The organism is Isoptericola sp. NPDC060257 (assembly GCF_042726645.1).
Classification (GTDB): domain Bacteria; phylum Actinomycetota; class Actinomycetes; order Actinomycetales; family Cellulomonadaceae; genus Isoptericola; species Isoptericola nanjingensis.
The window spans coordinates 1-19,426 of the sequence record NZ_JBHXAW010000054.1; the positions used below are offsets into that span (position 1 = coordinate 1).

Consider the following 19,426-nt stretch of genomic DNA (forward strand, 5'->3'; position numbering starts at 1 on the left):
CGACCAGATGGCGCGACGGATCGCGTGCTCGAAGGCGTTTCCGGCTCAGCGGAGAGCGGCGGCCGCGGCGGCGAGGGCCCGCGCCGCGCGCTCGTCGCCGAGCCGCGCGCACGCGTCGACCGCCGCGGCGGTGCGCGGCTCTCGCAGCGCCGCCAGGGTCGCGCGCAGCACGTCGGCGTCGTGCACGGTGCCCAGCAGGTCCTGCAGCTCGCGGTGGCGTGCGACCACGTCGTCGGCCCAGCGGTCGGTGGCGCGGTCGCCGGACGTCGCGAGCACCTCGGCGGCGTAGCGCGCCCTGCGGGCGGCCTTGCGCAGGCGGTGCACGACGTCGGGCGGCGGCCGGTCGCCCGTCCCCGGACCCCGCCAGGCGGCGACCGGCCCGCCGCGCCGCCGCACCCGCTCCAGCTCGCGCACGACGGCGGGACGCAGGGTGGTCGCCGCGACCTCCCCGGCCCGGTCGGTCAGCGGTGGCGCCGTGGCGAGCGCGCCGAGCCCCGCGATGAGGTCCCGGCAGCGGGCCGACGCCAGCGCCGTCGCCACCTCCGCCCGGGCGACGGCGTCGGACGCGGCCAGCGCGCCGTCGAGCGTCGCCAGGCCCGCGTGCACCTCGGGCGAGGGTCGCTCGAGGCCGGCGGCGAGCTCCGCCAGGCCGGCCCGCCGCACCTCCGCGTCGCGCGCCGCGCCGAGGGTGCGCACCCACCAGGTGAGGGCCTCGACCGTGCCCGGCTCAGGGGCCGTGCCGTCCCGGAAGACTCGGAGCGTGGCGCGCAGCCGCCGGACCGCCACGCGGGCGTCGTGCACCGCGACGGGCGCGTCGTCCGGCGCACCCGGTGCCCGGGCCGCGGCCGTCCGCACGTCGTCGTGCCCGCGCAGGATCGTCTCCGCGTGGGCGCGGATCGCGGCGTCGAGGACGTCGCCGGCGGTGCGGGCCATGCTCGATCCTCGCCCGGCGCGGCTCCCGCCGCGCGAGGTCAGGCGCGCACGGCGCCGACCGCGAGCGTGAACCCCTGCTGCACGAAGCTGCCGCCGGCGGCGTCGATCGCGGCGCCGAGCCCCGCGAGCAGGGCGTCGAGCCGGGCGGCCGGCAGCCGCGTGGCGACGCCTGTGGTGGGCACCAGGGCGAGCCACTCGTCGCGGGTGTACGTGCGCTCCCAGGTGTCGCGGCGCTCGTGCGGCTCCGCGAACCGGCCCGTGCGCCGCATGCCGTCGGCCGCGGTGTCCATCATCTGCCGGTAGGCGGTCTCCGCCGACGCGGTGCTCGTGGCGGCGAGCGGCGAGCCGGGGAGCACGTCGCGGTAGACCTCGGCGAACGCGGCGGCCAGGTCGGGCGGCGGGTCGCCCGCGTTCCAGAACACCGTGAGCGCGCCGCCCGGGCGCAGGACGTCGGCGGCCCGGGTCGCGCCGGCGTCCGGGTCCACCCAGTGCCACGTCTGCCCGGCGGTCACGGCGTCGAACGTCCGGCCTGCCGGGTCCCACTCCTCGAACCGTGCGACCTCGACGTCGATGCCGTCGGTGCCGTCGCCCCGCGCGACCTCCGCCATGCGCTCGTCGACGTCCACCCCGAGCACGGCGCAGCCGGCCGCGCGCAGCTGGCGCGCCACGATCCCCGTGCCCACGCCGACGTCGAGCACCCGCGGCGTCGGGCCCGCGGCGCCGTCGCGCGCGGCGTCCGCGACCGCCGCGATCAGCGCGTCGGGGTAGCGCGGGCGCGCGCGGTCGTAGGCGGCGGCGTCGACGCCGAACGACGACGCGACCTGGCGGAGCTCTTCCGGGTCCAGCGAGGGCGAGGTGCTCATGCCGTCAGCCAAGACCCGTGCGGCTGCCCCGGTCAACGAGGTTCGCCGTCGGCGGAGCCCGCCGAGGTAGAACCTGATCCGGCGAGGTAGTACCTCGCCGGATGGCCTACTACCCCGCGGGATCCGGTACTACCTCGGCGGGAGGGTGGCGGCCTTGGCGGCCAGCACCCGGCGGGCGGAGGCGTCGACCTTCTCCGCGAAGTCCGGGTCCTTGCGGGCCTTCGCGACCAGGGCGTCCGCCATCGCGGGCGCGACGGACGGGTCCGCGGACGCGAGCACCAGGTCCACGCCGGCGTCGACGGCGTCCACCGCCCGCTCGCCGGGGGAGCGGTCCTGCACCTGGGCGGCGGCCGACACGTCGTCGGTCATCACGACGCCGTCGAACCCCAGGTCGCCGCGCAGGACGTCCTCCACGACGACGGGGGAGAACACGGCGGGCTCGTCCGGGTCGATGCGGTCGTAGACGGCGCTCGACATCATCACGTAGCGCGCGCCCGCCTCGATCCCCCGGGCGAAGACGCGCACGGACGCGTCGTCGCGGGTGGTGACGTCGTCTGTCACGCGGGCCTCGGTGTCGGTGTTCTCGGTGACGCGCCCCAGGCCGGGGAAGTGCTTGATCACCGGCTCGACGCCGGCCGCGCGCTGCCCGGCGCCGAACGCGTTCGCGGAGCGCACCACGGACTTCGGCGTGTCGCCGTAGTTCCGGCCGAAGTAGCCGATGGGCGGGTTGTCCGCGGCGTCGTCCTCGTCGACCAGGTCCATCACGGGCGCCAGGTTGAGGTTGACGCCCGCGGCGGCGAGCTCGTCGCCCCAGCCCTCGGCGCGGTCCTGCAGCGTGGCGGGCTTCCACGTGGCCTGCTCGGTGGCCTTCGGGATCTCGGAGAAGCCTGGGCCCTGCAGCACCTGGACGAGGCCGCCCTCCTGGTCGGTGGCCACCAGCAGCGGCGTGCCGTGCGTCGAGCGGCGGGACACGAGGCCGGTGTACTCGTCGACCAGCTCGCGGGTCGCCTCCACACCGGCCTTGCTGCGGCCGTGCAGGAACACGTTGCCCACGTGCTTGTCGCGGACCGACTCGGCGCTCACGGCGGCCGGGTCGCTCACCGACACCCCGACCATGAGCAGCTGGCCCACCTTCTGCTCGAGGGTCCAGCCCGCGAGCACGTCGTCGGGCGTCGGGGTGCCGGTGGGCCCGGGGGTGGGGGACGCCGCCGGGCTCGGGGACGCGGTCGTCGGGCTCGGGGACGGGCGGGGTGAGCTCGACCCCGAGCCCTCCGCAGCGGAGGATGCCGGGCCGGGCGACGGTTCGCTGCCCGCGCCGGAGCACGCGGCGAGCAGGACGACGGCGAGCGTCGTGGCGAGCGAGGCGGCGGCGGCCCGTGCGGGCCGACCGCGGGTCACGCGCGTCGGGCAGGTGCACCGTCGCGGTGGGCGAGGGTCGCGAGCGCGTCCTGCCAGTGCGCCTGCGAGTTCGTCGCGTGCTGGGCCGTGTCGATGTTCTCCTGCCTCACGGACACGACCGTACCCGTCTCGTCCGGTTCGAGCGCAATGCGAATCTCGTGGTAGTTGTCCTCGACGTCCGCGAGCTCGGCCAGGGGCGAGAAATGGGTGAAGTGCAGCAGGCGCGGACGCTCGACGGCGATCACCACGCCCTTGTCGGCGAACTGGCGGCCGAAGAAGTGGCCCTCGAACGTGATCGGGCTGCCCGGCCGGAAGTCCGTCTCGATGTTCGCGCCGAGCATCCAGCGCGCGCCCGGGTGCATGAGCTCGGCCCACACCCGCTCGGGCGGCTGGGTCACGTGGATCGACGCCTCGGCCACGTGCGGGTAGCGGTGCTCCGGCGTGCTGGTGGGGCTGGTGGGGGTGGTCATGGTGGGGGTTCCTTCCGCCGGCTCCGGTTGGTTCCGACCCTAACGCCGGGCCCTCGCCGCCGCCGTCCCCGACGGCGTCGTGGCCGCGAGCTCGCGCACGAGGGCGAGCACGTCGTCGACCGACTGGGCGGGGTCGGTCACCGGCGCCTGCACGTGCCGGACGACGCCGGACGGGTCCACCAGGAGCGTGACGCGCTTGAGCCGGTCGGAGCCGCCGGCGCGGAACACGGGCAGCCGCAGGGCGGACGCGGCCAGCCCGTCCTGGTCCGACGCGAGCAGGTAGGGCAGCTCGGCGTGGGCGGCGAACGCGGCCTGCTGCTCGGGGTGCTGCGTGCTCACACCGAGCACCCGCGCGCCGGCGGCCTCGAGGTCGGCGTGCCGGCGGCCGTAGGTGACGCACTCGAGCGTGCAGCCGGCGGTGCCGGGCACCTCGCCCCAGCGCGGCGGGTAGCCGTGGGTGCCGGGGGCGTACGCGCCGGGGAAGAAGAACAGCGCGGTCCACCGGTCAGGGTCCACGAGCCGCACGGTGGAGCCGTCGTGCGCCGCGAGCGCGACGTCGGGCACGTGCGTGCCCTCGAGCGCGCGCGCCCGCGCGAGGTCGCCGTCGCCCAGCGCGCCGCTGACCTCGCCGTCGCCCAGGACGAACCGCGTGCCCCACTCCTGCAGCGCGAGCAGCACGGGCAGCAGGCCCTCGCCCCGGGCGGTGAGCCGGTAGTCGTGGCGCGGCGGGCGCTCGGAGTACGGCACCTTCTCCAGCACGCCGTGCTCGACGAGCCCGCCGAGCCGCTCGGTGAGCGCGCGGCGGGACAGCCCGAGCTCGCGGTCGAAGCCCTCGAACCGGGTGACGCCGGCGGCCGCCTCGCGCACGATCAGCAGGCTCTGCCAGTCGCCGACGACGCCGAGGGACTGCGCGATGCCGCACGAGCTGTCGGCAAGGTCCTCGCGGCGCATGGGGCACATCCTCTCGCCGGGCCGGGGTGTGCGTCCATCCCGCGCCATGGGGTAAGTTCCAATTTGGAACTTACCAACGACGACGCGACCCCGCCTGTTCCCGGCGGGCACCGCGGAGTCTCGTCGACGAGGAGGTGGCCCGGTGGCCACGAGTGCACGGCCGTTCTGGACCTACTGGGCCGCGAGCACCACCAGCGGCGTCGGCACCGCCGTCACGACCGTCGCGCTGCCGCTCGCCGCGGTGACCGTGCTCGACGCCGGTCCCGTCGAGACGGGCCTGCTGGCCGCGTCGTCGTACCTCGCCTGGGTGGTGCTCGGCCTGCCCGCCGGCGCGATCGTGCACCGGCTGCCGCTGCGCGCCACGCAGGTGGCGGCCGACCTGGCGCGCGCCGCCGCGATCCTCGCCGTCCCGCTGGTCTGGTGGCTCGGGGAGCTCTCGCTGGTCCACCTGGTGCTGGCGGCGCTCGCGGTGAACGTCGCCGAGGTGTTCTTCTTCACCGCCAACACGACCTTCCTGCCGACCGTGGTGCCGAAGCACGAGCTGACCAGCCGCAACAGCCTCGTCTCGGGCACGCAGGCCGCCACACAGCTCGGCGGGCCGTCGGTGGCGGGCCTCCTGGTGCAGGCCGTCGGCGCCGTGCCCGCGCTGCTGGTCGACGCCGCGTCGTACGTCGTGTCGGCCCTGCTGCTGCGGCGGCTGCCCGAGCGTCGCGAGCCCGCCCTCGGGGACGGGGAGGCGCGGCCCGGGATGGGGCAGATGATCGCGGAGGGCTGGCGGTTCGTGGTGCGGCACCCGGTGATCGCGCCCGCCACCTGGTGGGCCTGCGTCGTCAACCTCGTGTGCGGCGTGCAGGCCGGGCTGTTCGCGCTCTACCTGGTGCGCGACCTCGACGCCCCGCCCGCGATGGTGGGCGTGCTGCTCGCCGCCGACGGCGTGGGGTCGCTGCTCGCGGCGGCCGCCACGCCGTGGCTCGTGCGGCGCTTCGGGTCCGCGCGGGTGCTGCTCCTCGACGGGCTGTTCGGGTTCGCCGGCGCGCTGCTGGTCCCGCTGGGCGCCGCCGCCGCCGGGTGGCTCTGCTTCGCCGTCGGCACGATGGTGTTCGGGGCCTCCGTGGTGCCGGGGAGCGTCGTGACGCGCACCTACCGGCAGGTGGCCAGCCCGCCCGAGCTGCTCTCGCGGGTGATGGCGACCGTGCGGTTCGTCTCCTGGAGCATGATCCCGCTCGGGTCGCTCGCGGCCGGCGTGCTCGCCGCGCACGTGGGCAGCCGGGCCGTGCTGCTCGGCTCCGCGTTCGTGCTGCTGCTCGGGCCCGTCATCGTGGGCCTCAGCCCCGTGCGGAGGCTGCGGAACCTCGAGGACTACGACGCCGCGGCCACCGACCTGACCGCTGCCGCGGCGTCGCGCTGATCAGGCGAGGGCGTCGGCGGCCGCCGCGACGAACGCGTCGACCGTCCCCGGCGCGGTGTCCCAGGCGCACATGAGCCGCACCTCGACGCGGTCGGGAGTCTCGCCGTCGGCCCAGTCGTAGAAGCGGGCGACGGCGCGCAGCCGGTCGGCGGCGGGGCGGGGGAGCGTGGCGAAGACGGCGTTCGCCTCGGTGGGGCGGGTGACGCGCACGCCCTCGTCGTCGGATCCGGCCAGCGCCTCGAGCCCCGCGCGCAGCCGCGCGGCCATCGCGTTCGCGTGCGCGGCGTTGCGGTGCCACAGCGGCTCCTCGTCCCCCGCCGCGTCGTCCGGGTCCCCGAGCAGCGCGAGGAGCTGCGCGGAGACGAACCGCGTCTTGGACGCGAGCTGCATCGTCGCCTTGCGCAGGAACGGCACGGCCGCCGCGGCCGCCTCCCGGGCGCGGGCGGACGCGGCGGCCGGGGCGTCGTCGGGCCCGAGCACGAGCACGGCCTCGCCGAGCATGCCGCCGTTCTTCGCGGCGCCGAGGGAGACGACGTCGATTCCGGCGTCGGTGGTGAGCGCCCGCAGCGAGCAGCCCAGGCTCGCCGCCGCGTTGGCCAGCCGCGACCCGTCCACGTGCACCGCCATGCCCAGGTCGTGCGCGACGTGGGTCAGCGCCCGCAGGTCGTCGAGCGGGTAGACCGTGCCGAGCTCGGTGGACTGCGTGAGGGACAGCACGGCGGGGTGGGCGCGGTGCACGTCGTCGCGCTGCCCGGCCCAGCGCGCGACGTCGTCGGGCGTGATCCGCCCGTCCACGGACGGGCAGGCGAGCAGCTTGAGGCCGCCGACCCGCTCGGGCGCGCCGTTCTCGTCGGTGTTCACGTGCGCGACGTCGGACACCACGACGCCGCCCCAGCGCGGCGACAGCGCGGTGAGCGACACGACGTTCGCGCCCGTGCCGTTCAGCACCGGGAATGCGAGAGCCCCGGCGCCGAACACCTCGCGCACGCGGGCGTCGAGGCGCGCCGTCCACGGGTCGTCCCCGTACGCGACGGCGTACTCGTCGTTCGCCGCGGCGACGGCGGCGAGGACGTCCGGGTGCACGGGCGCGTAGTTGTCGGAGGCGAACGGCGGGAGGGTGCGGGGGTGGGTCACGCGCCCAGGGTAGGCGGGCGGCGGCTGCCGACGTCGCGGTTGGTCCTCGTCCCGTCGGGCGACGGCGAGGAATCGCTACGTCGAGGCCGGGCTGGTCGGGTCGCCGCCGGTGGACTCGCGCCACACGATGCGGTGGATCGGCGCGCCGGGCGCCGGACGGGGCTCGCCCCGGACGGTCGCGACCAGCCGGCGCATCGCGGTGCGGCCGGCCTCGGGGAAGTCGACGTCGACGGTGGTGAGCGACGGCATCATCAGCGCCCCCATCGCGAAGTTGTCCCAGCCGGTGACGACGAGGTCCTCGGGCACCGACCAGCCGCGCTCGGCGGCGCCGCGCACCACGCCCGCGGCCAGGTAGTCGTTCCCGGCGATGACGGCGACGGGCGGCGCGTCCCCGGGGATCTCGGCGACGGCGCGACGCGCGTCGTCGCCCGACCAGGAGCCGCCGATGACGCCGAGGGACACCACGTCGGCCGTGGCCGGGTCCGCGGCGGCCCGGGCGACGGACGCCAGGTACACGTCGCGGCGGGCGCGGGCCGAGGCGTAGTGGTCGGGGCCCGCGACGTGCACGAACCGGCGGTACCCGGCGGCCACGAGCGCCCCGACCAGCACCTCGACGGTGCTCGCGTCGGCGAGGTTGCCGAGGCTGCGCATCTGCTCGTCGAAGGTGGCCTCGGCGACGACGGGCGCGCCCCCTCCCGGGCTCGCGGAGCCGGACGGGTCCGCGAGCGCCTCGGGCAGCACGGGGACGAGGGTGAGGACGCCCTCGTACTGGCCGCCCTCGGCGAGGTCCCGGACGCGACCGGTGCGTTCCTCGAGGGTGCCGTCGACGGTGTGGGTCTCCATCACGTACCCCGCCGCCTCGGCCACCTCCCCGGCGCCGGTGAGCAGCCTGACCTGGTGGTCCAGGCTCGCGCCGGTCACCACGGCGAGCCGGCCGGACCGCCGGGTGCGCATGGACCGCGCGGCGAGGTTGGGCCGGTAGCCGACCGACTCGGCCACCTGGAGCACCCGTGCGCGGGTGGCCGCCGAGATGGTGCCGCGCCCGGTGAGCGCGTAGGACACCGTCGCCTGGGACACCCCGGCGAGGCGCGCGACGTCGCGGCTGGTCGGTGGGTTCGGCACCGCCACAGTATGACCTCCCTCACCTCTCGCCTTGACAGGGCCGCAGCGCGGCGGCCACTCTGATCACCGTCGCATGATACGTATCATGCCGGACCGTCAGCCAGCTCGTTCCATCGGAGGAACCATGCTCACCATCGGGATCGTCGGCACGGGCGGCATCGCCCGGGCGCACATCGACGGCTACCAACGCTTCGCGGAGGAGTGCGCGATCGTCGCGCTGTGCGACCCCGCCCCCGGCCGCGCCGAGGCCCTGCGCGCGGAGCTCGGGCTCGACGGCGCCCGCGTCTACACCGACGCCGCCGAGATGCTCGCCGCCGAGCAGAGCCTCGACCTCGTCAGCGTCGCGACGCCGCCGTCCACCCACGCCGCCCTGACGATCCAGGCCCTGGAGGCCGGCGTCGACGTGCTCGTCGAGAAGCCGATGGCGCCGTCGCTCGAGGAGTGCGACGCGATGATCGCCGCCGCGCAGGACAACGGGCGCCTGCTGTCCGTCGTCGCGCAGAACCGGTTCCGCGACGACATCGCGACCCTCAAGGAGGTGCTCGACTCCGGCCTCGCGGGCCCGGTCACGCACGCCCAGGTCAGCTCCGCCTGGTGGCGCGGCACCGAGTACTACGACCTGTGGTGGCGCGGCACCTGGGAGCGCGAGGGCGGCGGCTGCACGCTCAACCACGCCATCCACCACCTCGACATGACCCTGTGGATGCTCGGCTCGCCGAAGGCCGTCACGTCGGTGCTCACCAACGCCGCGCACGAGAACGCCGAGGTCGAGGACCTGTCGGTGAGCGTGCTGCAGTACGACCGCGCGCTCGCCGAGGTCACCGCCTCCGTGGTGAGCCACGGCGAGGAGCAGGCGATCGTCGTGCAGGGCCGGAACGCGCGCGTCTCGCAGCCGTGGAAGGTCGAGGCGAACCTGGCCAACCCGAACGGCTTCCCCGCCGACGAGGACGACACGGAGCGGGTCGCGCAGATCGAGGCCGTCGCGGCGGCGCACCGGCCGCTGGAGCACACCGGCCACGCCGGGCAGATCGCCGACATGCTCGGCGCCGTGCGCGAGCGCCGTCGTCCGGCCGTCGACGGCGAGGCCGGCCGTCGCGCCATCGAGCTGGTCACGGCCATCTACGAGGCGGGCATCGAGCGCCGCACCGTGGACCTGCCGCTGTCGCCCGACGATCCCTACTACCGCACCGGCACCCTCCTGGAGAGGGCGCCGCGGTTCTTCGAGAAGACGGCGTCGGTGGGCGAGCTGCCGGGCGCGATCACGGTGGGGGCGAAGGCATGAGCGCGGGCACTCCGATCAGCACTCCGATCAGCGCGGCGAGCACCGCGAGCGGCGCCGCCTACGCGCCGGAGCCCGTGCCCGCGCCCGTCGTCGAGCCGGGGGAGTTCGTCTTCGCGGCGACCAGCCTCGACCACGGCCACGTGTTCGGCATGTGCGAGGGCCTCGCGGGCGCCGGCGGCACCCTGAAGTGGGTGTACGACCCCGACCCGGCCAAGGTCGAGGTGATGCGCAGCAAGTTCCCCGACGTGCGGGTGGCGCGCAGCGAGGCCGAGATCCTCGACGACGCCGAGGTGCGCCTCGTGGCGGGCGCCGCGGTGACGTCCGAGCGGGCGCCGCTCGGTCTGCGGGTCATCGAGGCGGGCAAGGACTACTTCACCGACAAGGCGCCCCTGACAACGCTCGACCAGCTCGCCGCCGCGCGCGAGGCCACGGCCCGCACCGGCCAGAAGTACGCCGTCTACTACTCCGAGCGGATCCACGTCGAGGCCGCCGTGCTGGCCGAGCAGCTGATCGACCGCGGGGCGATCGGCCGCGTGCTCCAGGTGATGGGCCTCGGCCCGCACCGTCTCGGCACCGGACGCCCGGACTGGTTCTTCGAGAAGGAGAAGTACGGCGGCATCCTGTGCGACATCGGGAGCCACAACTTCGACCAGATGCTGCACTACGCGGGCGCGAAGGACGCGGAGATCAGCCACGCCGCCGTCGCGAACTACCACCACCCGGACCACCCCGAGCTGGACGACTTCGGCGAGGCCGGCATCGTCATGGACAACGGGGCCACCGGGTACGTGCGCGTCGACTGGTTCACGCCGGACGGCCTGAGCGCGTGGGGCGACGGCCGCACGATCATCCTCGGCACCGAGGGGTACATCGAGCTGCGCAAGTACGTCAACGTCGGCACCGGCGAGGGCGGCGGCCACGTGTTCCTCGTCGACGGCGAGGGCGAGCACCACCTGGTCGCGAACGGTCAGGTCGGGTTCCCCTACTTCGGGCAGCTCATCCTCGACTGCCTGGAGCGCACCGAGAACGCGATGACGCAGGAGCACGCCTTCAAGGCCGCCGAGCTGAGCGTCCTCGCCCAGCAGCAGGCCCGGGTGCTGACGCCCTGACCCTCGATGGTTGTGGGCGCTCGTCCGGCGCTGTTCGCGAGGCGAACCGCGCCGGACGAGCGCCCGACGAGGAACGGTCAGCGGCCGTGGTGGCCGTGCCCGTGCCCGTGCCCGTGCGACCGGGAGAGGTCGACGCGCACGAGGTGGCCGTCGGGCGGGGCGTCCTCGCCGGGCAGCGCGTTCGTGGTGGCCAGGAGGTCACCGTGGTCCCACTCGAGGCCGGCAGGCAGCGCGGTCTCGACGACGGTCCTGTGCCCGCCGCGGGTCACCTGCGTGATCTTCCCGCCGAACAGCTCCGCGACGTAGACGTCCCCGGACGGCGAGACGGCGAGGTTCGTGGCGCTGAGGAGGTCGCCCGCGACCTTCCGCACGGAACCCGACCAGGGGTTCACGCGGTAGACCGCCGCGCGCGCGCCGAGGCTGTCGTCCTCCGGTCCGCCGGGCAGCGTGGTGACGTAGAGCTGGCCCCAGGGGCCGACCTCGACGTCCGTGGGGACGGGCTCGAACCAGTACGTCTCGCCGACGACGCAGTCCGGCAGGCCGAACATCGCCGCGGCGTCCGCCGTGACGACGGCCGGCTGCGCGGGCAGCACCGCGACGGTGCGCACGCGGCCGCGATCGCTCACGGAGAGGATCGCGTTCATGCCCGCGTCGGCGACGAAGGTCGTGCCCCGGCCGCGGGTGGTCGCGTAGGGGTGCGAGTCCTGGATCCCCTCGTACCGGACCGGGATGCCGTCCGGCGGTGCCTGGTCCAGGCAGGCCTGGTCGACGTCGCGGAACCCGTAGGTGACGTCGCCGTCCGGGTTGTTCGCGTCCTCGTACGCGCGGACGTCCGCGAGCGTGCGCGCCGGGCCGGTCGGGTTGCCCTTCTTGTCGAGGCGCAGCGTCCTGATGCTCGACGCGACGGGACCCGTCTCGTCGTCGATGAGGGTCTCGGTGAACGTGAGGAGGCGGTCGCGGTAGGAGACGCCGCCCACCTCCTCGCCGTTCGCGGACGCGTAGAGGACCGTGGCGTCGCCGCGCTTGTCCACCTCGGTGAGCAGGCCGGCGAAGTTCTGGGTGACGTACGAGGTGCCCTTGGCACCGACCGCGGCGCTGAGCGGGGTGACCAGGCCGGAGGCGATCTCGGTGACCTTCGGGGGCTTCGGTGCGGGCTTGCCGCCGTGGGCGGCGGCGGGGCTCGCGGCGAGCAGCAGCGCCGTCGCTGCTGCGGCGGCCGCGGTGAGGGCGCGTCTCATGGGATCTCCAGGGCTCGACGGTGAGATGGCACAGCACTGTCGAGCCTGCGACCGCCCGGGGGCGCTCGCACCGGCGGGGTGCCGGCGGCGGGGGTGAAGCGCGGGTGATTCGAGATGCCCTCGGCACCGGTCCCGTGGCGCGCTCTCCGCGGCGCCATGCCCGCGGTCAGCCGACCCGCAGGTCCACCCACACCAGGCGGTGGTCGCTGGACGGGAACGGGGAGGTGCCGGTGAGCCGGGACAGTGGGTCGGCCTGCGTCGGCCAGAACACGCCCGCGTCGCGCACGGGCAGGCCCCTCGACGGCAGCACGTAGTCGGCCCGCAGGTTGCCCGGCGCGGTGTCGGCGAAGTCGGCCGTGTCGAGGGCGGGGTCGCCCCGGTGCGTCGCGTTGGCGCCGCCCTGCAGGGCCGACGCCTCGACCGCGCCGTCCGACGTCGGGCGCGGGTCCGTGACCCGCGGGTGGTCCAGGAGCTGGTCGATCGCCGCGTCCACCGAGTCGCCGTCGAGCGGGTCGGCGTTCTGGTCGCCGAGGATCACGAACCGCTCGCCGGGCTTCAGCCCGCCGCGCCCGCCCTCGTCGTCGTAGACGTAGCGCGAAGCCTTCCCGGGCGTCACGTAGTCGGCCCAGAACCGGATCTCGTCGTGGTTGCGGCGGCCGTTGCGGTCCTCCGGCCCGTCGAACGTCGGCGGGGTGGGGTGCGCGGCGAGCACGTGCACCGTCTCGCGGCCCACGCGGACGGGCACGTCCCAGTGCGACTTGCTGGACAGCCGCACGACGTCGAGCTCCGCGGGGGAGTACCAGTCCCCGGGCTCGGGCGTGGCGGGGTCGTCGGGCAGCAGCGCACCCGGCATGTCCTTCCACAGGAAGTGCTGGAAGGTGCGCACGTGCCGGGTGTCGATCGGGTGCTTCGACAGCACGACCATGCCGTACTGGCCCGGGAACTCGCCGAAACCGAAGGCGTCGTTGCCGCCGCCCACCGTGCCACTGTTGTCGAGGTCGACGCCGCTGGGGATCCCCGTGTTCGACGGCGCGGTGTACGCGTAGCGGTAGCGCACCGGGTCGGCGCCGCCCTGCGGCACCTCGAGGTAGTTCTCGCGGAACAGGTCCACGCTCGCGTGGGCGGCGTCGTAGTCGAACTCGTTGAGCAGCACGACGTCCGGGTCCGCCCGCTGGATGACCTCTGCGACCGTGCGGGCCTGCGGGTCGTCACCGGTGGACAGGTCGGCCTGCAGCTCGCCCTCCGCCGCGCGGTTCAGCGACAGGTTGTACGTCGCCACGCGCAACGACCGGTCGGGACCGTGCCCGCCGTGGTGCCCGCCGTCGTGCCCGTGGGCGCTCGCGGCGAGGGGGAGGAGGGTGGGGAGGGCCACGGCGAGCGCCGTGGCGGCCGTGAGGGTGCGTCGTCGCATCGTGGGCGTGGTCACCCGGCCGACGCTAGCGCCGGCCGGTGACGCCCGCCTCAACGGCGCGTGAACGTCGGCCGCGGGGTGAGGGCGGACGCGGCGTGTGTCATCGTTTCCCGGACGTACGGGACATGACGGCGCACGACGGCGCAGGAGGTGACGGGAATGGGTGCGGTGACGTCCTCGACCGGCCGGGTGGTGGTCGTCGGGTCCACCAACGCGGACCTGCTCGTCGGTGTGACGGCGCACCCGGCGCCCGGCGAGACGGTCCTCGGGCACGGCATGCGCGTCATGTCCGGCGGCAAGGGGGCCAACCAGGCCGTCGCGGCCGCCCGGCTGGGCGCGGACGTCGCGTTCGTCGGCGCGGTGGGCGACGACGAGTTCGCCGACGCCGCGCTCGCGGGGCTCCGGTCCGCCGGGGTCGACCTCACCGCCCTGGTGGTCGTCCCCGGGCGCCGCACCGGCATCGCGATCGTCACCGTGAGCGACGACGGCGAGAACTCCATCGTCGTCGTCCCGGGCGCCAACGCGGCCGTCGACGAGGCCGTGGTGGGCGCGCACGTCGATCTCGTCGGGGGTGCCGCGACCGTCGTGCTGCAGGGCGAGATCCCCCGGGCGGCCATCGAGGCCGCCGCACGGTCCGCGCGCGGCCGGCTCGTCGTCAACCTCGCGCCGGTGCTCGACGTCGACGAGGACGTGCTGCTGCGCGCCGACCCGCTGGTGCTCAACGAGCACGAGGCGCGGCTCGTGGCCGGGGCGCTGGATGTCCCCGCCGAGGAGAGCGAGGAGGTGCTGGTGCGGGGCCTGCTCGCGCGCGGGGTGCCGTCGGTCGTGCTGACCCTCGGGCCTCGCGGGGCGCTGGTGGGGCTGGACGACGACGTGACGGAGGTGCCGGCGCCGCGGGTGCGCGCCGTCGACACCACGGGAGCCGGCGACGCGTTCGTCGGGGCGCTCGCCCACGGGCTGGCGCGGGGAGACGGCCTCGTCGACGCCGCGCGGACGGCGGCCCGGGTCGGCGCGTACGCCGTGCGGTCTCCCGGCGCGCAGGCCTCCTACCCGTCGGCGGGCGACGAGCTGCCCGCGGTGTGACGAGCGTGGCGGCCGCGTCGTCGGGCGAGGTGTCGGTGGGCCGGTGCAGCCTGGGGAGATGAGTCAGCACACGTACCCGCACGGGGTCCCGAGCTGGATCGACCTGGAGGTCGCCGACGTCGACGCGGCGCTCGCGTTCTACGGCGCGCTGTTCGGATGGCGGTTCACCGAGAAGCTGCCGCCGGGTGCGCCCGGGCGCTACGCCGTGGCGTCGTGGGACGGCACCGATGCGACGGCGATCGCCGCGGTCGCCACGCCCGACCCGGGGTACGACGGCGAGCCGGCGTGGCACACGTACCTCGCCGTGGACGACCTCGAGGCCGCCGCGGTCCGCGTCGCCGAGCTGGGCGGCGTGGTGAGCTCGCCCCCGCAGCAGGTCGGCCCGCCCGGGCAGCCCGCGGGGTGGATGGCGCGCATCGTCGACCCGGAGGGCGCGCCCAGCCGGCTCTGGCGGGCCGGCACCCGCGCCGGGGCGCAGCGCGTCAACGAGCCCGGCACCTGGAACTTCAGCAACCTGCTCACCCCCGACGTCGATGCCGCGCTGCGGTTCTACGGGCCGCTGCTCGGCTGGGAGCGCAGCGACGACCTCGGTGCCGGCATGGCGCGGTTGCCCGGGTACGGCGACCACCTGGCCCGCACCGTGGACCCCGGCATCCACGAGCGGCAGGAGTTCGTCCCGCCGGGGTTCTCGGACGTCGTCGCAGGGGTGCTGCCCGCCGACGGGCCGGCGCGGTGGTCGGTCGTGTTCGCGGTGGCCGACCGGGACGCCGCCGCCGAGGCCGCCGAGCGGGGCGGCGCCGTCGTGCACGCGACCGAGGACACCGAGTGGACCCGGGAGGCGACGATCCGCGACCCGTTCGGCGCCGCACTCGTGCTCTCCCAGTTCGCCCCGCCGCCCGAGTTCGTCGCCGCCGAGGCCGAGGCCGGGAAGTCCTGACGCCCGCGGGCGCCGGGCGTCAGGGGCGCCGCGCCTGCACCCACATCACGGGGGTGTCCATGAACGTCGCACGCGCGACCTCCCGTGCGTCCACGAGCCCCGCGTCCGTGAGCAGGCGCTGGATCCCGCCGTCGGCGTTGTCGTCGCGGTGCTGGTTCGCCCCGATCTCCCGGTGGTGCCGGTGCCCGCCGTGCCCGTGGTCATGCCCGCTGTCGTGACCGTGACCGCCGCCGTGCCCGGGCGCGTCGAGGTCCGCGATCGTGACCGTGCCGCCGGGGCGCAGGACGCGGGCGAGCTCGGCGGCGAACCGGCGCTTCTCGTCCAGGGGCACGTGGTGCAGGGCGAGGGAGGACAGGACGTGGTCGACGCCCGCGTCGGCGGCCGGCAGCCGGTCGGCGAAGCCGCGCACCAGCGTGAGCGAACCGCGCCGCCCGACCCGCCGCCGGCGGGCCTTCCGGGCCGCGCGACGCAGGGCGGCGCCGTCCGGGTCGAGGCCGGTGACGTCGGCGTCCGGTACGGCTCGCAGCACGGTGAGGGCGAGGTTGCCGGTGCCGCAGCCGACGTCGAGCACGCGCTGGCCCGGCAGGATGCCGGCCACCTCGACGGTGCGGCGGTGCAGCCGCCCGGCGTGCCGCCACCAGCTCTGCACGTCGTACCAGGGCATCTTCCACGCACTGCTCATGCCGGGCAGGTAGGTGCGGTCCGTCTCCTCCGGGCGGACGTCGTCGAACAGGCGCACGCCGCGCGCGGCGTCGTCGGGGCCATGCGGGGGTCTGCTCACGACGCCACGCTAGCCGTCGTGGCCGGGTGACGGACGACGACGGTCGCCCAGCTGCGCCCGGTCGCCCTCGCCCTGCCGGAGGCGGCCCAGGGGCACAGCACGTCTGACCTGCGGCGACACGGACCGCGTCATGGCGCGACACCATCTGGCGCCAGATTGACGCCATAAGTGACGTCAAAGGTCTTGTGGTGACACCATCATGGTGTCATAGTGGAGCCATGGACCTCACGAGATACGTCGACGAGCTGCAGCAGCAGCTCGGCACCGCAGCCGCCGCCGGCGGGGACGAGGCGCGGGAGCTGGCCTCCCGCCTGACCGCCCCACTCGACGCCGCCGCCCGGCTGGTGCTGCTCGAGGCGCTGTCCGACGCGGCGGGAGAGATCTCCGCCGAGCTGGCCCCCGGCTCGGTCGACATCCGGCTCCGCGGCGGTGCCCCCGAGTTCGTCGTCACCGCACCGACCGGGCCGACCGAGCCGGCGCATGCCCCGACGTCCGCCCCGACCCTGGAAGCGACCGGCCCGGGCTTCTCGGTGAGTGTCGACCTCGAGGGCGGCGCCACCACCCGCACCACCCTGCGCCTGCCCGACCGCCTCAAGACGCAGGCCGAGACCGCCGCCGCCCGCGACGGCGTCTCCGTGAACACGTGGCTCGTCCGCGCGGTCGCCGCCGCGCTCGAGCAGTCCACCGGGCGCCCGGCCGCGCAGGCCCGTCCGCAGCAGCGCGGCGCCGGCCGCGTCACCGGCTGGGTGCGCTGATCCCTTCGCACGTCCGCGCACCGCACCGCCCCCGTCCTCCCCCTGACACCACACCGACACCACTGTTGGAGCTCCGTCATGCCCACTTTCCCCGCCCCCCAGCCCGTCCCCGTCCTGGTCGACGTGCCGTTCGCCAACGTGCACGTGGTCGCCGGGGAGCGTGACGACGTCGTCGTCACCGTCCTTCCGACCAACGCCAAGTCCGGCAGCGCCCGCGCCGCGGAGTCGGTGCGCGTCGACCGCGACGGCGACGCCGTCTCGATCACGTACCCCGGCTCGTGGAAGCAGTACGTGCTCCCGTTCGCGTCCGGCACCGCCGACATCACGGTCGAGCTCCCCGAGGGCTCGTCGCTGAGCGGCAAGGTCGGCTCGCTCTACGCCGAGGGCGCGCTCGCCGCCGTCGACATGACGCTGTCGGCCGGGAACGCCCGCGTCGACGACGTCGAGCGGCTCGACCTCAAGGTCTCCGCCGGCTCCGCGACCGCGGGCCGCGTCACCGGCTCCCTCGACGTCAAGGTCAGCGCGGGGTCCGTCTTCGTGGACGAGGTCCTCGGCGACGGCACGATCCGCGCGACGAACGGCACCACGACCGTCGGCTCCGTGACCGGGACCCTCGAGGTGCACGGGGCGCACGGCGACATCGCCGTGAGCCGCGTGCGCGGCACCCTCACGGCCAAGTCGGCGCACGCCGGCATCCGGGTCAACAACCTCGAGTCCGGCGCCGTCACCCTCACGACCTCCTTCGGATCCATCGAGGTCGGGGTGCCCGAGGGCACCGCCGCCTACCTCGACGTCTCGTCCGAGAACGGCTCCGTCCGCAACCAGCTGACCCCCACCGAGGGGCCGGTCGAGGACGAGGCCACCGCAGAGATCCACGCCAGCACCGGCTTCGGCGACGTCGTCGTCCGCCGGCCGTGAACCGACCGAAGAACGGAGCAACGGACATGACCACGCCTCAGACCACCGAGCCCGCGATCCGGGTGCAGGGCGTCGAGAAGTCGTTCGGCGAGCTGCACGTGCTGCGCGGCGTCGACCTCGACGTCGCGCCGGGGAGCATCTTCGCCCTGCTCGGCTCGAACGGTGCCGGCAAGACCACGCTCGTGCGTATCCTGTCGACGCTGCTCAAGGCCGACGCGGGCACCGCCACCGTGCACGGGTACGACGTCGCGGCCAAGCCCGGCGACGTGCGCCGGTCCATCAGCCTCACCGGCCAGTTCGCGGCCGTCGACGAGGTCCTCACGGGCCGCGAGAACCTCGTGCTCGTCGCCCGGCTGCGGCACCTGCCGGACGCCGGCACGATCGCCGACGACCTGCTCGCCCGGTTCTCGCTCACCGACGCCGGCGACCGCCGCGCGGGGACGTACTCCGGCGGCATGCGGCGTCGGCTCGACATCGCGATGAGCCTCATCGGCGACCCGCCGATCGTCTTCCTCGACGAGCCCACCACCGGCCTCGACCCGCAGGCGCGGATCGACGTGTGGAAGACGGTCAAGTCGCTCGCCGACCACGGCACCACGGTGCTGCTCACCACGCAGTACCTCGACGAGGCGGAGCAGCTCGCGGACCGCATCGCGATCCTGCACCGCGGCACCATCATCCAGAACGGCACGCTCGACGAGCTCAAGCGGCTCCTGCCGCCGGCCGAGGTCGAGTACGTCGAGAAGCAGCCGTCCCTCGAGGACGTCTTCCTCACCCTCGTGGGCACCTCCGCGACCGAGGACACCACCGGAAAGGAATCGCGATGACCACCCACGCCCTCAGCGACACCGGTGTCCTCACCGGCCGCTCCCTGCGCCACATCCTGCGCAGCCCCGACACCATCATCACGACGGCGGTCACGCCGATCGCCATCATGCTGCTGTTCGTCTACGTCTTCGGCGGGGCCATCGACCTCGGCACGGACGAGTCGTACATCAACTACATGCTGCCCGGCATCCTGCTCATCACGATCGCGTCGGGCGTCGCGTACACCTCGTACCGGCTGTTCCTCGACCTGCAGGGCGGGATCGTCGACCGGTTCCAGTCCATGCCGATCGCCCGCTCGAGCGTCCTGTGGGCGCACGTCCTGACGTCGGTCGTGGCGAACCTCGTCTCGGTCGCGATCGTCGTCGGCGTCGCGTTCCTCATGGGCTTCCGCACGGGGGCCTCGTTCGGGGCGTGGCTGGCCGTCGCCGGGATCCTGGCGATGTTCACGCTCGCCCTGACCTGGCTCGCCGTGCTCGCCGGGCTCTCCGCGAAGACCGTCGACGGCGCCAGCGCCTTCAGCTACCCGCTGATCTTCCTGCCGTTCATCAGCTCGGCGTTCGTGCCCACGGACACGATGCCCGGCCCGGTCGCCTGGTTCGCGGAGAACCAGCCGGTGACCTCCGTCGTCGACACGATCCGCGCCCTGTTCGCGGAGCAGCCCGTCGGCAGCGACATCTGGGTCGCCCTCGCCTGGCTTGTCGGCATCCTGGTGGTCGGCTACGGCCTCGCCGTCGCCGCGTACCGGCGGCGTGTCGGCTGACGACGCCGCGCGACCGCGCCACGCACGGCCGAGCCCCGGTGGTCC

At 75.0% G+C, this 19,426-nt stretch carries 19 protein-coding genes; 9 read left to right on the forward strand and 10 right to left on the reverse strand.

Annotation, left to right across the window (positions count from 1 at the left end):
• Window positions 1-45: 45 nt before the first annotated feature.
• From ACFWEK_RS06775 to ACFWEK_RS06795, 5 genes are all read right to left on the reverse strand, one after another.
• Window positions 46-933, reverse strand: a complete 888-nt coding sequence (locus ACFWEK_RS06775; protein WP_430548151.1) for a CHAD domain-containing protein — start codon at window positions 931-933, stop codon at window positions 46-48.
• A gap of 38 nt (window positions 934-971) precedes the next feature.
• On the reverse strand, window positions 972-1,796 hold the full coding sequence (locus tag ACFWEK_RS06780; protein WP_430553540.1) for a class I SAM-dependent methyltransferase: 825 nt from the start codon (window positions 1,794-1,796) through the stop codon (window positions 972-974).
• Window positions 1,797-1,925: 129 nt separating this feature from the next.
• Window positions 1,926-3,194 (reverse strand): glycoside hydrolase family 3 N-terminal domain-containing protein, encoded by a 1,269-nt coding sequence (locus ACFWEK_RS06785; RefSeq protein WP_430553541.1) that lies wholly within the window; start codon window positions 3,192-3,194, stop codon window positions 1,926-1,928.
• A complete protein-coding gene (locus ACFWEK_RS06790) occupies window positions 3,191-3,664 on the reverse strand; it encodes an SRPBCC family protein (protein ID WP_430548154.1) in 474 nt (157 codons plus the stop codon). Before ACFWEK_RS06790 ends, ACFWEK_RS06785 begins: the two co-directional genes overlap by 4 nt.
• 39 nt (window positions 3,665-3,703) lie before the next feature.
• Window positions 3,704-4,615, reverse strand: a complete 912-nt coding sequence (locus ACFWEK_RS06795; RefSeq protein WP_430553542.1) for a winged helix-turn-helix transcriptional regulator — start codon at window positions 4,613-4,615, stop codon at window positions 3,704-3,706.
• A 142-nt stretch (window positions 4,616-4,757) separates the two neighbouring features.
• Here ACFWEK_RS06795 and ACFWEK_RS06800 point away from each other — a divergent pair, with 142 nt between their 5' ends.
• Window positions 4,758-6,023, forward strand: coding sequence for an MFS transporter (locus ACFWEK_RS06800; RefSeq protein WP_430553543.1), 1,266 nt, complete (start codon window positions 4,758-4,760; stop codon window positions 6,021-6,023).
• Here the strand turns inward: ACFWEK_RS06800 and ACFWEK_RS06805 are convergent, their stop codons facing one another.
• Both ACFWEK_RS06805 and ACFWEK_RS06810 read right to left on the reverse strand, forming a co-directional pair.
• Window positions 6,024-7,157: a threonine aldolase family protein gene (locus ACFWEK_RS06805; RefSeq protein ID WP_430553544.1), complete on the reverse strand. Its 1,134-nt coding sequence runs from the start codon at window positions 7,155-7,157 to the stop codon at window positions 6,024-6,026.
• A gap of 75 nt (window positions 7,158-7,232) precedes the next feature.
• The gene (locus tag ACFWEK_RS06810) at window positions 7,233-8,279 is read right to left on the reverse strand and encodes a LacI family DNA-binding transcriptional regulator (protein ID WP_430553545.1); all 1,047 of its coding nucleotides are present in this window, start codon (window positions 8,277-8,279) and stop codon (window positions 7,233-7,235) included.
• A 124-nt stretch (window positions 8,280-8,403) separates the two neighbouring features.
• On the opposite strand from ACFWEK_RS06810, the gene ACFWEK_RS06815 reads away from it, so the two are divergent.
• Both ACFWEK_RS06815 and ACFWEK_RS06820 read left to right on the forward strand, forming a co-directional pair.
• Window positions 8,404-9,561: a Gfo/Idh/MocA family protein gene (locus ACFWEK_RS06815; RefSeq protein ID WP_430548159.1), complete on the forward strand. Its 1,158-nt coding sequence runs from the start codon at window positions 8,404-8,406 to the stop codon at window positions 9,559-9,561.
• The gene (locus ACFWEK_RS06820) at window positions 9,558-10,670 is read left to right on the forward strand and encodes a Gfo/Idh/MocA family protein (RefSeq protein ID WP_430553546.1); all 1,113 of its coding nucleotides are present in this window, start codon (window positions 9,558-9,560) and stop codon (window positions 10,668-10,670) included. The genes ACFWEK_RS06815 and ACFWEK_RS06820 overlap by 4 nt, the downstream gene beginning before the upstream one ends.
• Before the next feature lie 77 nt (window positions 10,671-10,747).
• Here ACFWEK_RS06820 and ACFWEK_RS06825 read toward each other — a convergent pair whose 3' ends face one another.
• Both ACFWEK_RS06825 and ACFWEK_RS06830 read right to left on the reverse strand, forming a co-directional pair.
• On the reverse strand, window positions 10,748-11,908 hold the full coding sequence (locus ACFWEK_RS06825) for a ScyD/ScyE family protein (protein WP_430553547.1): 1,161 nt from the start codon (window positions 11,906-11,908) through the stop codon (window positions 10,748-10,750).
• A gap of 166 nt (window positions 11,909-12,074) precedes the next feature.
• Window positions 12,075-13,319, reverse strand: coding sequence for an endonuclease/exonuclease/phosphatase family protein (locus ACFWEK_RS06830; RefSeq protein WP_430553552.1), 1,245 nt, complete (start codon window positions 13,317-13,319; stop codon window positions 12,075-12,077).
• 159 nt (window positions 13,320-13,478) lie between these two features.
• On the opposite strand from ACFWEK_RS06830, the gene ACFWEK_RS06835 reads away from it, so the two are divergent.
• A complete protein-coding gene (locus ACFWEK_RS06835; RefSeq protein ID WP_430553548.1) occupies window positions 13,479-14,402 on the forward strand; it encodes a ribokinase in 924 nt (307 codons plus the stop codon).
• A 58-nt stretch (window positions 14,403-14,460) separates the two neighbouring features.
• A complete protein-coding gene (locus ACFWEK_RS06840) occupies window positions 14,461-15,339 on the forward strand; it encodes a VOC family protein (protein WP_430548163.1) in 879 nt (292 codons plus the stop codon).
• A 19-nt stretch (window positions 15,340-15,358) separates the two neighbouring features.
• On the opposite strand, the gene ACFWEK_RS06845 is transcribed toward ACFWEK_RS06840, so the two are convergent.
• Window positions 15,359-16,120 (reverse strand): class I SAM-dependent methyltransferase, encoded by a 762-nt coding sequence (locus ACFWEK_RS06845; RefSeq protein WP_430553549.1) that lies wholly within the window; start codon window positions 16,118-16,120, stop codon window positions 15,359-15,361.
• A 218-nt stretch (window positions 16,121-16,338) separates the two neighbouring features.
• Between ACFWEK_RS06845 and ACFWEK_RS06850 the strand changes: the two genes are divergently transcribed.
• The 4 genes from ACFWEK_RS06850 (at window position 16,339) to ACFWEK_RS06865 (ending at window position 19,381) form a co-directional block, all read left to right on the forward strand.
• Window positions 16,339-16,875: a histidine kinase gene (locus tag ACFWEK_RS06850; protein ID WP_430553550.1), complete on the forward strand. Its 537-nt coding sequence runs from the start codon at window positions 16,339-16,341 to the stop codon at window positions 16,873-16,875.
• A gap of 78 nt (window positions 16,876-16,953) precedes the next feature.
• On the forward strand, window positions 16,954-17,793 hold the full coding sequence (locus ACFWEK_RS06855; RefSeq protein WP_430548166.1) for a DUF4097 domain-containing protein: 840 nt from the start codon (window positions 16,954-16,956) through the stop codon (window positions 17,791-17,793).
• Window positions 17,794-17,819: 26 nt separating this feature from the next.
• Window positions 17,820-18,620 (forward strand): ABC transporter ATP-binding protein, encoded by an 801-nt coding sequence (locus tag ACFWEK_RS06860; RefSeq protein ID WP_430553551.1) that lies wholly within the window; start codon window positions 17,820-17,822, stop codon window positions 18,618-18,620.
• Window positions 18,617-19,381 (forward strand): ABC transporter permease, encoded by a 765-nt coding sequence (locus ACFWEK_RS06865; protein ID WP_430548168.1) that lies wholly within the window; start codon window positions 18,617-18,619, stop codon window positions 19,379-19,381. The genes ACFWEK_RS06860 and ACFWEK_RS06865 overlap by 4 nt, the downstream gene beginning before the upstream one ends.
• The last annotated feature ends 45 nt before the right edge of the window (window positions 19,382-19,426 follow it).